This is a genomic window from Dyella koreensis (assembly GCF_044904565.1).
GTDB lineage: Bacteria > Pseudomonadota > Gammaproteobacteria > Xanthomonadales > Rhodanobacteraceae > Dyella_D > Dyella_D koreensis.
Genome location: NZ_JADIKD010000009.1, coordinates 173,458 through 189,414, shown reverse-complemented (window position 1 = coordinate 189,414; position 15,957 = coordinate 173,458). Strand labels below are relative to the sequence as shown.

Annotated in this window: 9 protein-coding genes; 5 read left to right on the top strand and 4 right to left on the bottom strand. The window is 63.6% G+C overall.

Annotated elements, in window-relative coordinates; all coding sequences use genetic code 11:
* Window positions 1-191 precede the first annotated feature (191 nt).
* Together ISS97_RS08265 and ISS97_RS08260 are read right to left on the bottom strand one after the other, a co-directional pair.
* A complete protein-coding gene (locus ISS97_RS08265) occupies window positions 192-953 on the bottom strand; it encodes a phosphatase PAP2 family protein (RefSeq protein ID WP_379985312.1) in 762 nt (253 codons plus the stop codon).
* Between the two features lie 19 nt (window positions 954-972).
* The gene (locus ISS97_RS08260) at window positions 973-3,237 is read right to left on the bottom strand and encodes a TonB-dependent receptor (protein ID WP_379985313.1); all 2,265 of its coding nucleotides are present in this window, start codon (window positions 3,235-3,237) and stop codon (window positions 973-975) included.
* Window positions 3,238-3,633: 396 nt separating this feature from the next.
* On the opposite strand from ISS97_RS08260, the gene gltB reads away from it, so the two are divergent.
* The 5 genes from gltB (at window position 3,634) to ISS97_RS08235 (ending at window position 14,884) form a co-directional block, all read left to right on the top strand.
* Complete coding sequence (gene gltB, locus ISS97_RS08255; protein ID WP_379985314.1) at window positions 3,634-8,079, top strand: glutamate synthase large subunit; 4,446 nt, start codon at window positions 3,634-3,636, stop codon at window positions 8,077-8,079.
* A gap of 165 nt (window positions 8,080-8,244) precedes the next feature.
* Window positions 8,245-9,657, top strand: coding sequence for an FAD-dependent oxidoreductase (locus ISS97_RS08250; RefSeq protein WP_379985315.1), 1,413 nt, complete (start codon window positions 8,245-8,247; stop codon window positions 9,655-9,657).
* Between the two features lie 541 nt (window positions 9,658-10,198).
* Complete coding sequence (locus ISS97_RS08245; protein ID WP_379985316.1) at window positions 10,199-12,952, top strand: TonB-dependent receptor; 2,754 nt, start codon at window positions 10,199-10,201, stop codon at window positions 12,950-12,952.
* Between the two features lie 269 nt (window positions 12,953-13,221).
* A complete protein-coding gene (locus ISS97_RS08240; protein WP_379985317.1) occupies window positions 13,222-14,103 on the top strand; it encodes a methylglyoxal synthase in 882 nt (293 codons plus the stop codon).
* 13 nt (window positions 14,104-14,116) lie between these two features.
* On the top strand, window positions 14,117-14,884 hold the full coding sequence (locus ISS97_RS08235) for an NRDE family protein (RefSeq protein ID WP_379985318.1): 768 nt from the start codon (window positions 14,117-14,119) through the stop codon (window positions 14,882-14,884).
* 1 nt (window position 14,885) lies between these two features.
* Here ISS97_RS08235 and ISS97_RS08230 read toward each other — a convergent pair whose 3' ends face one another.
* Together ISS97_RS08230 and ISS97_RS08225 are read right to left on the bottom strand one after the other, a co-directional pair.
* Window positions 14,886-15,287, bottom strand: coding sequence for a YchJ family protein (locus ISS97_RS08230; RefSeq protein ID WP_379985319.1), 402 nt, complete (start codon window positions 15,285-15,287; stop codon window positions 14,886-14,888).
* 74 nt (window positions 15,288-15,361) lie between these two features.
* Complete coding sequence (locus tag ISS97_RS08225; RefSeq protein WP_379985320.1) at window positions 15,362-15,952, bottom strand: DUF938 domain-containing protein; 591 nt, start codon at window positions 15,950-15,952, stop codon at window positions 15,362-15,364.
* Window positions 15,953-15,957: the final 5 nt, after the last annotated feature.

Below are 15,957 nucleotides of genomic sequence, written 5' to 3'. Positions count from 1 at the left end.
AAAGAGCAGGCGATGTGCTTTGTAGCTACGCTTTTTCCAGTGCCAGACGTCGGAATCGTTCTATTGACGGCTGATTGGAAGCGCCAAGCTTTTGCTCCCTCCCCTGCTCGCAGGGGAGGGCTGGGGAGGGGTGAGTACTTGAGACATCACTACTACTGCATGCAGTAGTTCGAGGCTCACCCGCATAGCACTCACTGCACCATCGCAGCCTTCGCTTCACCCATCGGTGCGGTCAGCCCGGCTGCCGTCAGTTCGGCTTCAGCGGCTTCCATGTCTTTCTGCAGGGCCGGATTGGCGAGGAATGCCTGTGCCAGTGCTTGACCGAATACGCGTCCTGCAAAGATGTCCTGCGGTGTGTGCACGCCGCGCACTACACGGCGCCAGCCTACGTCACGCGCGTAGCCGGCCAGGGCGTCGGTGCGCTGGGGCAAGAGTTTGCCGAGCAGGACGGCGAAGACGGTGGCGCGGGTGCTGTGGCCGCTGGGGTAGGCGTAGCTTTTCTTCTTGAGGTTCTTTTCGTCGGCCTCGGGATCCTTGTGGCAGGAGTCGAGGGGGCAGGGGCGGTCGCGTTGCCAATGGTTCTTGGCTTCCTTGACGGCCTTGGCGGTTTCTTTCTGCACTTCGGTGAATAGCGCAGCGGTGTGCGGCAGTTTGGTGGCGTCGAAGCCGGGGCCGAGGACGCGTGCGAAAGCGAAGGCGTCGAACTCCTCCTCCTTCTTGGCGAGCGTGGCTTCGTCCTTGCCGCGGGCAGCGGCGTAGGCGCGGTCGGTCACGGCACGGTCGGCGCGGTCTTCGGCGGAGCCGGGGACGGAGGGCGGGGCGATGACGGTTTGCAGTTCGTGCAGCTTGGCGTCGTCGAGGTAGCGCGGCGTGTCGTCGGCATGGGCCGCTGCGGAGACGAGCAGGGTCAGGCCAAGCAGGGCGCTTTTGAGGCGCAGGGACGAAGTCTTCATGGATGCGGTCCTGTCGAGGTCAGAGGGCCAGGGAGACGGAGGCGAACCAGCTGCGGCCCGGGATCACGAGGTAGTACGGCGTGGTGCCCTTGATCGCGTCGATCACCTGCTTGTGTTCGTCGAACAGGTTGTCGACCTGCAGGCGGATCTTGTAGCTCTTGATAAACGAGCCGCTGACGTTCTGGCCGTAGCCGAGGCTGAGCGCGGACTGCCACCAGCCGGTGGTGTGGCCGGTGGCCTTCACCGACGAGGCGATGTCCGGGCTGAAATCGCTGTTGTAGACGCGCTGGCCACCGATGTACTTCTCGGTAAGCGAGCCGAAGAAGCCGCCGATGTCGTAGAGGAAGCCGAGGGCCGCGGTGCCCGACGGCACGGTGGGCATGCGCAGGTTGGAGTTCTTGAACTTGGCGTCGATCAGCGAGCCGTTGGCGTACAGGCTCACACCCTCGCCCATGTAGTACGTCGCTTCGGCTTCGGCGCCGCGCATGGTGGCGCCCTTGGCCATGGCGTAGATCGGGTCGTGGGTGACCGGATCGACCGCGGTCAGTGGGAAGTTCTGGTAGTCGATGTAGAACACGTCGGCATCGGCGTTGAAGCGGTCGGTCTTGTAGACCGTGCCGAACTGGTAGTTCATCGTCTTCTGCGGCGCGACCTTGTTCTCGCCCGGATTCGGCACGTAGAACTGGTTGAGGTTGGGCGTGAGGAAACCCTGCGCGGCCTGGCCGTACACGCTCCACTCGCTGGTGAGCATGTAGTTGGCGGTGAGCGAGCCGAGCGGCTTGTGCCAGGTCTGCTGGTAGTAGAGCGGCAGCTTGGTGGTCTGGTTGATCGGCGCGTCGATATAGCGGGTGGCGCGGTCGTACTTGATGCCCGGCGTCAGGGTGAGCTGGTCGGTCACGCGCCAGGCGTATTCCGCGTAGAGCTGTGTGGTGCGCAGGCGATCGATCATCGTGTACTTGTACGCGCTGCTATCGGGCTTGCCCTTCTTCACGTCGTGGATGCCGCCGAGACCGTAGTCCAGCGCCACGCTGTAACGGGTGTTGTCGATGTACTCGTACCAGGCGCCCAGGCGCAGCTGACCGTGCTCGTCGGTACGCGTGGTTTCCAGCGTGTCGCCCCACGCACGGTAATTGTTGATCTTGTTGTAGCCGCCCATGTTGGTCTTGGACGCGCCGGTGCCCACGTACGGGCTTTCATGGCTGTCGTTGTTATAGGCGTAGGTGTAGAGCTTGTTGTCCAGCTGCCAGGTGTCGCTCAGCGCGCTGCTTACGCCGATGTATTCCAGGTCGGTCTGCTTGGTCTGGTAGTTGTAGCAATAGCAGTCGGTGCTGGTGCGGTCGCGGTTGAGGCCGAAGTTGCGGCCCAGCGTGTCGATCTGCTGCTGGGTCAGGTCGGTCTTGTCCGGGTTGTTGAAGCGAATGTAGTTGTAGTTGCTGAGGAAGGTGACCTCCGTGCTGCTGCCCACCGGCTGCACATACTTGATGTAGCCGGTCTTGCGGCTCATCGGCGAGTTGGTGCGGAAGGTGTCGGTATCGTTGTACTGCGCGCTGGCGATCAGCTTGCCGCCGCCGAGGCTGTCGATACGGCCGCTGTTGAGCTCGAGATGGGTCAGCGTGGTGTCGTAGCTGCCATAGCTGACGGTGGGGATGAACGAGAAATCATCGCGCGCATCCTTGGAGCGCAGCGCCACCGTGCCGCCGAAGGTGGCCTGGCCGATCTGGCTGGCGCCGCCGGGGCCGCGGTCCACCGTGACCTGGCCGATCATCTTGGCCGGGAAATAGCTGCTGGTGTGGTGGCTGAAGTCGTTGGTGTCGCCGAACGGGATGCCGTCATAGGTGACGTTGTACTGGTTGTCGTTGAAGCCGCGGATGGTCATCTGCTTGGCTTCGCCCAGGCCAGGGCCGCTGACGCCGATGGTCGAGACGCCCGGCGCGATGCCGGCGATGGCGGCGTAGTCGGCGGTGGGCGCGACATGGTTACTGATGTAATCAAGTCCGATCACCGACTGCGGCTGGGTGATGGTCAGATCGGCCTGGGTCGGCGCCTGGGTGATGGCGGAAGTCGCCGTGTTGGCGTGCACTTCCACTTCTTCAAGCTGCTTGGCCTGGGGGGTGGTGGTCACCTGCGGGTCGGTGGCCGCGGCAGCGCCGGCGATGCAGAAACTGGCGGCGAACAGCAGCTGTACGGGCAGGCGGCGCAAACGAATGCCGGCGGCCAGCGCGCTCAGTGCAGGAAGGTCCATCTTGCCGCTGCGGGAGCGGAGCTTGCTGTTCGGAGTGTGCATGTCGGGCGCCGGTGTGTTGAGAAGGAGTTAAAGCGCGCCATGCTGGTCGGGTTTCTTGACGGTTCCGTGGCACTTGTGTGACGGTGGCGAAGAAACTGGTATGGCCGTATGGCCGCCCAAATGAAATACCGCAACTTTCTGCGCGACGGCACGCGAGACTTAGTGGTTGCTTAGATTGCGCGGGCGTCGGTTCGCCGGCGTCGCGAATGGGGCGCGACAACTGGTATGGCCTGCCAGGCGCGCCTTCTGAAAGACACCCGTCATTTGGCCGTCCGAATGGCTTTGACGCGGCGCACCAACTGTGTTCTAGTCGAACCACACCCACGCATGTGGCAGTGGTGCCTCAGGCGCCGCTGGGCTTGCGTGTCCCGCAAATCCGTCGGCCGGGGAGGCAAGATGGCTCAAGCAGGAACACCGGCGCTGTACGACGCCGCGTTTGAACATGACAGTTGCGGCTTTGGTCTGGTAGCGCAGATCGACGGCCGTCCCAGCAGTTGGGTTGTGGACACCGCCTTTGCGGCGCTCGCCAAACTTTCGCACCGCGGCGGCGTGAACGCCGACGGCGTGAGCGGCGACGGCTGCGGCGTACTCATTCACAAACCGCAGGCCTGGCTTGCCGCGATGGCTGCCGAGGCAGGACTGTCACTGAGCAAACGTTTTGCGGCTGGACTGGTGTTTCTCGATCCGGTCGGCGGCGAGCTTGCGGTCGCCACGCTGGAAGCTTTCCTGCGCGAAGAAGGCCTGCACGTGGCCGGCTGGCGCGACGTCGCGGTGAATCCCGAGGCTTGCGGCCCGCTGGCCGCCGCCGCGCGTCCGCGCGTGCGTCAGGTGTTCGTGGATGCGGCCGAGGGCGGCAGCGACGACGATTTCGAGCGCGCCCTGTTCCGTGCCCGCCGTCGCACCGAAACCGCGCTGGCCGACGAAGAACACTTCTATGTGGTGACCTTGTCGGCCCAGGTGATCGGCTACAAGGCGATGGCCGCACCGGGGCAGCTGCGCAGCGTCTACCCGGACCTGCAGCATCCGGCGCTGGTGGCGGACGCGGTGGTGTTCCACCAGCGTTTCTCCACCAACACCACACCGCAATGGAGGTTGGCCCAACCCTTCCGGCTGCTGGCGCACAACGGCGAGATCAATACCATCCGCGCCAACCGGCGCTGGATGCAGGCGCGCGAAACCATCCTGCGTTCGCCGCTGGTGGAGCTGTCGGACCTCGGCCCGCTGGTGCGCCAGACCGGTTCCGATTCGGAAAGCCTCGATAATGCACTGGAAGTACTGACGGCCGGCGGCCTCGACCTGATCGCTGCCATGCGCGTACTGGTGCCACCGGCATTCGCCGCGCGCGAAGGCATCGACGAAGACCTCGCCGCGTTCTACGAGTACTACGCACTGCACAGCGAACCCTGGGATGGCCCCGCCGGCCTGGTGATGTGCGACGGCCATTACGCCGCGTGCACGCTCGACCGCAACGGCCTGCGCCCCGCACGCTGGGCACTGTCGGACGACAACCATCTGATCGTCGCCTCCGAAGCCGGCCTGTGGGACGTGCCTTCCGCGCGCGTCATTGCCAAGGGGCGTCTGGCCCCGGGCGAGATGATCGCCGTGGATTTCACCAACCAGCGCCTGCTGCGCGATGCTGACATCGACGACATCAACCGCCGCCGCGCGCCGTATCGCGACTGGCTGCGCGCCGGTGTCAGCTATCTGGAATCGGATCTGATCGATCCGACCCTGGCGGCGGAACCGCTGCCGGCGGATCAGCTGCGCTGCTATCAGAAGCTCTACGGCCTCTCGCGCGAAGAACGCGAGTCCGTGCTGAAGGCGTTGGCCGAACTGGAGATGGAAGCCACCGGTTCGATGGGCGACGACACACCCATCGCGGCGATGTCGCGCCAGGTGCGCCCGCTGTTTGACCGTTTCCGCCAGGCCTTTGCGCAGGTTACGAATCCCCCGATCGATCCCTTACGCGAAAAGCTGGTGATGTCGCTGGTGACGCAGATCGGCGCGGAAGGCAATGTGTTCGACCTGCGCGCGGAAAACGCGAAGCAGATCCTGATCAACTCGCCGATCCTGTCGCAGCGCAAGTTGCGTCAGTTGCTGGCGATGCCGCAGTTCGTCAGCACGCCGCGCTTCGATCTGATGTACGCGCCGGAGGAAGGGCTGGAGTCCGCGCTGCGCCGACTGTGCCGCGAAGTGGCGCAGGCCGTGCGTGAAGGTTGTGCGCTGGTGTTTCTCAGCGACCGCTATCCTGAGCGTGGCCTGCTGCCGATCCATTCGCTGCTGGCCACCGGCGCGGTGCATGCGCACCTGATCGACGAAGGCCTGCGATGTCAATGCAACATCATCGTGGAGACCGCGACGCCGCGCGATCCGCATCAATTCGCCTGCCTGATCGGTTTCGGTGCCACCGCGATCTATCCATGGCTGGCTTACCAGAGCCTGTTCGAGCTGGGACGCGAAGGGCATATCGCCGATGATCGCTTCGAGATTGGTCGTAGCTACCGGCGCGGTATCCGCAAGGGTCTGCTGAAGATCCTGTCGAAGATGGGTATTTCCACTGTCGCCGGTTATCGCGGCGCGCAGCTGTTTGAGATCGTGGGGCTGGCGCCGGATGTCGTGGCGTTGTGCTTCCCCGGTACGCCTTCGCGCATCGGTGGCGCTGGTTTCGCCGAGCTGGAGCACGATCAGCGTCTGCTCGCTGCCGAAGCCTGGAACGAGGCTCAACCATTGCGCGCGGGTGGCCTCTATAAGTATGTGCACGGCGGCGAGTACCACATGTACAACCCCGACGTGATCGCCAGCCTGCAGAAGGCGGTGCGCACCGGGAACGCGGCGGACTATCGCGCCTACGCCGATTTCGTCGACCACCGCCCACCTTCCGCGTTGCGCGACTTGCTGCAGCCGCGTGAGGCGGAGCAATCGCTGCCGCTGGATCAGGTGGAGTCGGTCGAAAGCATCCTCAGGCGCTTCGATTCCGCCGGTATGTCGCTGGGCGCGCTGTCGCCCGAAGCGCACGAAGCGCTCGCCATCGGCATGAACCGTCTGGGTGCGCGCAGCAATTCCGGCGAAGGTGGTGAAGATCCCGCGCGCTACGGCACCGAGAAGACTTCCAAGATCAAGCAGGTTGCATCGGGCCGCTTCGGCGTCACGCCGGCCTATCTGGTCAATGCCGAAGTGCTGCAGATCAAGATCGCCCAGGGCGCCAAGCCCGGCGAAGGTGGTCAGCTGCCGGGCCATAAGGTGGATGCCACCATTGCGCGGCTGCGCTATGCCAAGCCGGGTATCGGCCTGATCTCGCCGCCGCCACATCACGACATCTACTCCATCGAAGACCTGGCCGAGCTGATCCACGACCTGAAGGAGGTCAATCCGCAGGCACTGGTGTCCGTGAAGCTGGTGAGCCATGCAGGCGTCGGCACCGTGGCGGCCGGTGTGGTGAAAGCGGGTGCGGATCTGATCACCGTGAGCGGCCACGATGGTGGCACCGGTGCGAGTCCGCTCACCTCGATCAAGTATGCGGGCACGCCGTGGGAGCTCGGCCTGGCCGAAACGCAGCAGACCCTGCGCCGCAACGATCTGCGCGGACGCGTGCGTCTGCAGACCGACGGTGGCCTGAAGACCGGTCTCGATGTGATCAAGGCCGCCATGCTCGGCGCGGAGAGTTTCGGTTTCGGCACCGGTCCGATGGTGGCGCTGGGCTGCAAATACCTGCGCATCTGCCATCTCAACAACTGCGCCACCGGCGTGGCGACCCAGCATGCGGTGCTGCGCAAAGAGCATTTCATCGGCCTGCCCGAGATGGTGATGCATTACTTCCGTTTCATCGCGGAAGACGTGCGTGCGCATCTCGCCCGCCTTGGCGTGCGCAGCCTGGCCGAGATCATCGGCCGCACCGATCTGCTGGCGCAGGTCGAAGGTTCCACCCCGGTGCAGCATAAGTTGGACCTGCGTCCGCTGATCGACGGTTCCGGCCTGAGTGCGAGCGTGGATTCCGCCTGCACCCTGCCGCGCAATCCGATGCGCGACGAGGCGGCGCTGGCGATGCGTATCGAAAGCGATACGCGCGAAGCGGTGGCGGCGGGCAGCGGCGGTGTTTTCAGCTATCCCATCGTCAATACCGACCGCGCGATCGGTGCACGCCTTTCCGGCGACGTGGCGCGCCGCCATGGCGATCACGGCATGGATGCAAAGCCCATCGTGCTGCGTCTGGAAGGAGCTGCCGGTCAGAGTCTCGGTGCATGGAATGCCGGCGGGGTGCATATCGACCTCACCGGTGAAGCTAACGACGGCGTCGGCAAGGGCATGGCCGGCGGCCGCATAGTAGTGCGCCCGCCGCTGGATTCGCCATTCGCTACCCAAGACGCCGCGATCATCGGCAACACCTGTCTGTATGGCGCAACCAATGGCGAGCTGTTTGCCGCGGGCCGCGCGGGCGAGCGCTTCGCTGTGCGCAACTCCGGCGCGCTGGCCGTGGTGGAAGGCGCGGGCGATCACTGCTGTGAATACATGACGGGCGGCGTGGTCGCGGTGCTGGGCAAGGTCGGCCTGAACTTCGGCGCCGGCATGACGGGCGGCTTCGCCTATGTGCTCGACCTCGAGCGCGATTTCGTCGATTGCTACAACCACGAGCTGGTCGACATCCTGCGTATCTCTCCGGAAGGCATGGAGCATTACATGCAGCACCTGCGCGGCCTGGTGGCGCGTCACGTCGAACTCACCGGCAGCGATTGGGGGCGGCAGATCCTGCGCGACTTCCGCGGCCTGCAATACAAGTTCTGGCTGGTGAAGCCGAAGGCGGCCAGCCTGAGTGCGCTGGCCGAGGAATTGAGGAGTGCGGCGTGATGGTGCTGGCGCTAGGGAACCGGGGATGGGGAACGGGGAACGGATGGTTCGTTGAGAGCCTTGGGCGTTTGTTCCATCCGGTGTCGATCAAGCGAAAACGCTCGATCGCCGTGGACTTTCCTAACGAACTCCGTTCCCCGTTCCCCATTCCCGGTTCCCCGTCCCATGACTGACAAGGCCTTCCAGTTTCTCAACGTCGAACGACAAACCCCGCGCACGGTGCCGGTGGCGATCCGCGTGCTGGGTTATGGCGAGATCGCCGGTGACTTCGGTACGACACAGGCCGGTACGCAAGCGGAACGCTGCATCGATTGCGGCAACCCGTACTGCGAGCATGCCTGCCCGGTACACAACTACATTCCCAACTGGCTGAAGCTGGTGCAGGACGGCCGCATCATGGAAGCGGCCACCCTGATGCACGAGACCAACCCGCTGCCGGAAATCTGCGGCCGTGTATGTCCGCAGGATCGACTGTGCGAGGGCGCCTGTACGTTGGAGCAGACGGCGTTCGGCGCGGTCACCATCGGCAGCATCGAGCGCTGGGTCACCGATGAGGCCTTGCGCCAGGGGTGGCGTCCCGATCTTTCCGCGGTGCGCGAAACAGGCAAGCGCGTAGCGATCATCGGTGCGGGCCCGGCGGGTCTCGCCTGCGCGGATCGCCTGCGCCGCGCCGGTATCGCAGCCGACGTCTACGACCGCCAGGAAGAGATCGGCGGCCTGCTGACCTTCGGCATTCCGCCGTTCAAGCTGGACAAGGGCGTGGTGCGTACGCGCCGCGATGTGCTCGAAGGCATGGGCGTGCGCTTCCTGCTTGGTCATGAAGTCGGGCGCGATGTTGAATTCGGCCAGTTGCTTGACGATTACGACGCGGTCTTCGTTGGTACCGGCGCCTACACCTATGTCGATGCACAGCTGCCGGGCCGCGAGCTGCATGGCGTGCACGATGCCTTGCCGTTCCTGATCGCCAACACCGAGCGTTTGCTGCGCGACGAGTCGGTGCCGCATGCCTTCGACTTCCGCGGCAAGCGCGTAGTGGTGCTCGGCGGTGGCGATACCGGCATGGACTGCAACCGCACGGCGATCCGCCTCGGTGCGAGCTCCGTTACCTGCGTGTATCGCCGTGATGAGGCGAACATGCCGGGCTCCGCACGCGAGGTGAAATACAGTCGCGAGGAAGGCGTGGAATTTCTGTTCCAGCGCCAGCCACTGGAGATCCTTGGTGATGCCGAGGGCAAGGTGCGCGCGGTGCGTGTCGTCGAGACCGCGTTGGTCGATAGTGGCGATGGCCGTGCGCGCCCGCAGAATGTCGAAGGCACCGAGTACGAGATCGAGGCCGACGTGGTGATCCAGTCCTTCGGCTTCCTGCCGAGTCCGCCGGACTGGCTGCGTTCGCACGGCGTGGCGCTGGAGCGTTCCGGCAAAGTCGCCACCGGCGTTGACGGTGCCTTGCCGCACCAGACCAGTCATCCGCGCATCTTCGCGGGTGGCGACAACGTGCGTGGCGCCGATCTGGTCGTGCGCGCGGTGTACGACGGCCGCGAGGCTGCAGGCTCCATCGCCAGCCTCTTGCTGGCTTAATCCGGGCGCTGCTTTCCCACTCGCGGAAAGCGGCGCCTCGTCGATTTCGGGTGCTGCGTGTAAAGAGTACGTAGAGGCGCCTTCGCTGCGCGTCACCTCTCGGCTGTCCTCATTAAGCGTGGAATGCGGCGCGATCTTGTGCTGCTCGACATTTTCTTGCGCTGACAGTCGGCGCGCTGGCAGACGCTTTATCCACACGCTTAGTGAAAACAGGGCACATATAACCCGGTTTTTCACGCATAAATCACATGCGCAAGTAATGGCTGTTGGATTTAGATCGTTATAAGAAGTGTATTTTCAATCGGATTATCGATAACCGCCTTTCTGGCAGAAGGAGCAGGGAAAAACGCTTCCGTGGTAATCGCAAAATGTTTCGATCATCAATGACTTATGACTAAAGTCATGGAACTTGTGAAGCCAACCTTAAAGTGGAAGACTCCACTCCGCCAGCATTCAGCGAGCGCTGTTAATCGCGCGCCCCCACACATCGCTGACGATTAACTGGCGTATTGCAGGCCCTTTACAAAGAGAGGCTATCCCCATGAAGCGCAACAAGCTTGCCTTGACTCTGGCTGGATTAATGCTTGCTCCCGCCAGCGCGGTATTCGCTCAAAGCACGGCCCCTGCACAAACGTCCAATCCGCCGCCGCAAGACCAGGCGAAACAATTGCAGACCATTACGGTGACAGGTTCGGCGATTCCCCGCATTGACGTGGAGACGCCTTCGCCAGTGACCGTGATTACCGCCACGCAGATTTCGCGCAGCGGTCTCACCACGCTGTCTGATGTAGTGCGCTCGATCTCCGCCGACAACAGCGGTTCGATCCCGAACGCTTTCGCCAACGGTTTTGCGGCAGGCTCATCCGGCGTCGCGCTGCGTGGCCTGACGGTGAACTCCACCCTGGTACTGGTCGATGGCCATCGCCTCGCCAGTTATCCGGTGGCGGATGACGGTGAGCGTTCGTTCGTCGACCTGAACTCCATTCCGCTGGCTGCGGTCGAGCGCATCGAGGTACTGAAGGACGGTGCTTCGTCGCTGTACGGCGCCGACGCGATCGCCGGTGTGGTCAACATCATCATGCGACCGAGCTTCAAAGGCGTCATGGGCACGGTCGATCTCGGTACCTCGCAGCACGGCGGCGGCTTCACGCGCAAAGCCACCTTGCTGGCCGGCGGTGGCGATCTGGACAAGGATCGCTACAACGCCTACATGAGCGTGCAGTACCAGAAGGACAATTCGATCAGGACGAGTCAGCGCGGCTTCCCGTTCAATACGGGCGACCTCAGCTCGCTCGGCGGCCCGGGTCTGGGTGGCCCTGCGGCGCGCAATGGCGGTCCGAATGGCGCGATCAGGCCGAATACCCCTGGTTCGTTGTGGCAGCCATTGATGCCTTGCACCACAGGCCCTCAGATCACCGATGACACCGGCAGCTACTGTCGCTTCGATGGCGTGAACAAGTTCGGCACGCTGCAGCCGGCGATGGAGCAGGGCGGTGTGTCGGGACGCTTCACCGTCAAATTGAACGACACCACCAAGGCCTACATGGACGCCAGCTTCATGGAGGCGAAGACCTGGGCACCGGGTGGTCCGAGGCCGATCCAGACCAGTACGCCGAACAACACCAACAACATCACGCTGCCGGTGGGCAATCCGTCGAACCCGTTCGCGGTGCCGGCGCGCATCAGCTACAACTTCGGCGATATCCCCTCGGGCTTCAACTACAACAATCACGCCGCACGCATCATTGGCGATGTCTCCGGTCAGGTTGCCGACTGGAACTATGAAGCCGCTCTGGTGCTCAACCACAGCTGGTTGAACACCACGCAGTACGGCTTCATCAGTTACACCGCGCTGCTCGACGCGGTCGCGAAGGGCTCGTACAACTTCGCTAATCCCGGAAGCAACTCGTCGGCAGTACGCTCTGCGTTGGCCCCGGGCTACAGCAAGACCTCCACCTCCGACATGGATACGTTGGACCTGAGTGCCAGCCGCACCCTGTGGGATATGGCCGGTGGCCCGATGGGCATCGCCCTGGGTGCGCAGTTCCGCCACGAAGCGCAGAACGATCCCACACTTAACCCGAACTTCGAATTCCAGGGCCTGGGCAATGCGCAGACCAAGGGCAGCCGCGAAGTAAGCGGTGCCTACGTCGAATTCGACATGCCGCTGCTGCAGCAGTTGGAAGTGGATGCATCGGGCCGTTTCGACCATTACACCGACGCGGGCAACAACTTCTCGCCCAAGGTCGGCTTCAAGTACAAGCCATTCGACTGGGTCGCGCTGCGCGGCACCTACTCGAAGGGTTTCCGCGCGCCGGCTTTCGCCGAGAACGGTTCGAGCTCGACGCAGGGCTTCGTGACCTACACGCCACCGCCGGCGTTCCAGGCACTGCACAACGGCAGCCCCTACGTGACCATTCCGTATGCCTTGTCGGAATTCACCACGGCGAACAAGAACATCAAGCCGGAGAAATCCAAGAGCTTCACCTTTGGTGTGGTGTTCCAGCCGACCAGCTGGCTCAACGCTTCGTTCGACTACTACAACATCAAGAAGTCGAACCTGATCGTTCAGGCTGACACGGCGGCGGCGCTGGCCAACTACTACGCGGGTCTCCCGCAGCCTCCCGGCGTAACCGTGACACCGGACCTGCCCGATCCCGATCATCCGAATGCGCAGCCGCGTCCGTCGGAACTCATCGGCTCGTACCTCAATGCGCAGCAGTTGAAGACCACGGGTATGGATGTGGACCTGCAGGCCCACTTCGATTTCAACAACAACATCCACTACATCACGGAGCTGACCGGCACCCAGATCTTCCAGTGGAGTCTGACTTTGGCCGACGGCACCAAGCAGTCGTATGTGGGTACCCAGGGACCGTACAACCTGTCCTCGGGCGCAGGTACGCCGCGTAGCCGCGGTTCGTGGGCGAATACGTTGGAGTACGGTCCGCTCACCGTCACTGGCACCCTGTACTACACCAGTGGCTACCGCGAAATCGCCGCGGACGTGGGCGTGAATGGTCTGTTCGATGGCGACTGTCTGACCACCACACCTGCCGGCACCAACTTCCCGGCGAGCTGTAAGGTCGGCGCGTTCTACGATTTCGACCTGACCGGCAGCTACATGATCAACGACAACTTCACCGTTACCGCGTCGGTCATGAATCTGTTTGACCGCAAAGCGCCGTTCGATCCGGCCAACTATGCGGGTGCCGGTGCGAACTACAACCCGACCTGGTCGCAGGCCGGTGTGGTGGGTCGCTTCTACAATCTGGGTGTGAAAGTGAAGTTCTGAGCTTGATACTCCATCGCCCGCCGTAAGCATCGCGACGGGCGATGGCCTGGATCCAGGCAAACGAACTGATCTGCATGGGACGGCGCGCCGAGTAATCGGCGCGCCGTTTTGCATTGGCCTTAGGCCGGCTTGGCAAGCATGCCGCCCAAGATCACGGCGGCTCACTCGATCCTGCGTTGAATCGCTTGTGGTGCGGCTCTTTTCTCGCCATCGTTGTAGCTCGACCGCCGGCTTGCCGGCTCTATGGACGAGTTTCAGGGGAAAACTGCATGCGTATGGGCCTGGCTGCCAACTATCTTCACCATAGCCATGATGAGGCGGCGCTGTTCCGCTGGCTGCGCGCGTGTGGACAAGGCATACGCGAACTGGGTATCAGCCTGCATGCGGTGGGGCGCACTTACGACGCCATCGTCAGCACTGATCTGCTCGCTGGATATGCCGGCCTTGTGCGCTATCCCTATGGGCGCGAGGGTGGCCTGATGAAACTGGTGGCGGAAGTGGTGGGACTGCCGGAATCCGGCCGTGTGCTGGACGGTGCCATCTATCTGATCAACCCGGTCAATCCGTCTTCGACGTTTCCCGAGGCGGTAGCACTCAAGCGCCAATGCGTGATCCATCAGAAGCCGTTTATTTCCACGGTGGCGTCGGCCTGCGACTGGGTGGAACTGGAGCGCATCCACGCCGGCTTCGCCCCCGATCCGAATGCCGACGGTTTCCACGCGCTGGAAACGCAAACGCTGGCACTGATCGCGCATGACGCGATGAAACCGCAGATGCTGGCGTATGCGGCGGAGTATTTCGATTTGCTCTCGCGCTTTGCGCATCGCGTCGCCACTGGCACCACGGGCCAGCGCTTGAACGAGCTGGCCTGGAGTCGCGGCTGGCCGGCGGAACAGAGCTGGGTGCATCGCTATCAGAGCGGCCCGATGGGCGGCGATGCGCAGATCGCGGACCTGGTGCTGGAGCGGCGCTGCCAGCGCGTCCTGTTCTTTGAAGACCCGCACGTGGCGCGGCAACACGAGGCGGATATCCAGCTATTGGAGCGCGCCGTCACCACCGTGACCGACGACGCGGTGTGCACCACCAGCCCGGTAGTGGCGAAACGCTGGGCACAAGCGGCCATCCGGCGCGCGGCGAGCCGGCCATGTTGAGCAGGAGTCGCGCATGTGCCTGATCGCCTTCGCCTGGCAGACGCATCCGCGCTGGCGCCTGGTGCTGGTGGGCAATCGCGATGAATTCCACGCGCGGCAGAGTGCGCCGCTGGCCCGCTGGAGCGATGCACCGCTGATCGGTGGGCGCGATCTGGAAGCCGGTGGCACCTGGCTGGGCGCGACAGATGACGGGCGTTGCTGCGTGGTGACCAATGTGCGCGATCCGCGCGATCCGCAACAGGGCGTATCACGAGGACTGTTGACGACTGACTATCTGCGTAGCGACATGGGTGCGGCCATGCATGCAAAGTCGCTGCTGCAAACCGCGGCGGACTATCGGCCGTTCAATCTGCTGACCTTTGACGCCAGCGACGCGTTCTATCTCGGCAACCGTCCGGCACCGAAAGCGCAGATGGTCACGCCCGGTGTGCATGGATTGTCCAACGCCGATTTCAATACGCCGTGGCCGAAAACGCGCGCCTTGATCGGGCACTTGCAAGCGTGGCTGGCGTCGACGTTGGACGATGGCGATTTCGCACTGCTGTTCACAGCGCTGGCCGACGAGCATCGCGCGCCGGACGAAGCCCTGCCGGATACCGGCGTGGGCCTGGAGCGCGAACGCTGGCTGTCGTCAGCGTTTATCCGCGGCGAACATTACGGCACGCGTGCGAGTACGGTGGTGGCGATGGGTCACGATGGCCGGGGCGTGATGATCGAGCGGCGCTTTGGGCCGAACGGGCGGTTTGAGGGGGAGACGGCTTTGGGTTTTGGCGGAGCGTAGATCAGGCGCCTGGGAAGCTTCCATCCACGTAATACCAGCGCCCCGCTTCGCGCACGAAGCGGCTGATCTCATGCATGCGCTGCGCCTTGCCGCCGCCATAGCGCAGCCGCGCCACGAACTCGACCACGGCATGATCGCCCTCGCTTTCATGGTGCTGCACCGTCAGCCCCAGCCAGGTGGGCGCGGGTTGCTGCGAGCCGAGCTTCAGCGTGGTGGGCCGGGTGCTGGCGTGCCAGGTGGCGAGAAGGTAGTCCTCACGCTTGAGCACGTAAGCGCTGTAGCGCGAGCGCATCAACTGCTCTGCCGTTGCCGCCGTCGCGCCCTCGTGTAGCAGCCCGCAGCAACGCGCATAACCGTCGGTGTTGCCGCAGGGGCAGGGAGTGAGCGTGTCGATGGCTTGCATCAGCGGCACAGGGTACGCAGGGCGTGAGAAGTTCTCGCCATCATGCCACCGCTACGCAGGCTTGGCACCCGATGTCAGCGCCGCTGCCAGATCCGGCAGCGATTATTGGCCGGCATGGCGATGTCCGCGATCAGATCGAACCCGGATTTTGTAGCCAGGGCATCGACCTCTGCCGCGTCGCGGATGCCCATGTGTGCGCCGCGCGCTTTCAGCCATTCATCGAAGGCGGCATTGCTGTCGCTGGTGTAGCGGCCGTCGTAGTTGAAGGGACCATAGATCGCCAGCTGGGCGTCGCCGGTGGTGATCCGCGGCAGGTGTGCGAACAGCGCCTCCACTTCGTCCCAGGCCATGATGTGCAGCGTGTTGGCGCTGAATACGGCGTCGTAACGTTGCGCTGGCCAGTGACCACCGACGTCGAGCTCCAGGGGCTCTGGTGTGTTGGGCAACGCCGCTTCCTCCAGCCACAGGCGAATGCCGGGGAGATTCTCGGCGCGATCGGAACACTGCCAGCTCAGCTGCGGCATCGCTCCGGCAAAGTACACCGCATGCTGTCCCGTACCGCTGCCGATTTCCAACACGCGCTGCCGGTCGGCGAAATGCTGGCGAAGCACCGCAAGGATCGGATCGCGATTGCGCTCGCAGGAGGGGGAGTTGGGTTTCTCCACACCGC

Bases quoted from the DNA above. Each gene is read 5' to 3' on its own strand.
- ISS97_RS08265 (WP_379985312.1), bottom strand. From the start codon at position 953: ATGAAGACTTCGTCCCTGCGCCTCAAAAGCGCCCTGCTTGGCCTGACC.
- ISS97_RS08260 (WP_379985313.1), bottom strand. From the start codon at position 3,237: ATGCACACTCCGAACAGCAAGCTCCGCTCCCGCAGCGGCAAGATGGAC.
- gltB (WP_379985314.1), top strand. From the start codon at position 3,634: ATGGCTCAAGCAGGAACACCGGCGCTGTACGACGCCGCGTTTGAACAT.
- ISS97_RS08250 (WP_379985315.1), top strand. From the start codon at position 8,245: ATGACTGACAAGGCCTTCCAGTTTCTCAACGTCGAACGACAAACCCCG.
- ISS97_RS08245 (WP_379985316.1), top strand. From the start codon at position 10,199: ATGAAGCGCAACAAGCTTGCCTTGACTCTGGCTGGATTAATGCTTGCT.
- ISS97_RS08240 (WP_379985317.1), top strand. From the start codon at position 13,222: ATGCGTATGGGCCTGGCTGCCAACTATCTTCACCATAGCCATGATGAG.
- ISS97_RS08235 (WP_379985318.1), top strand. From the start codon at position 14,117: ATGTGCCTGATCGCCTTCGCCTGGCAGACGCATCCGCGCTGGCGCCTG.
- ISS97_RS08230 (WP_379985319.1), bottom strand. From the start codon at position 15,287: ATGCAAGCCATCGACACGCTCACTCCCTGCCCCTGCGGCAACACCGAC.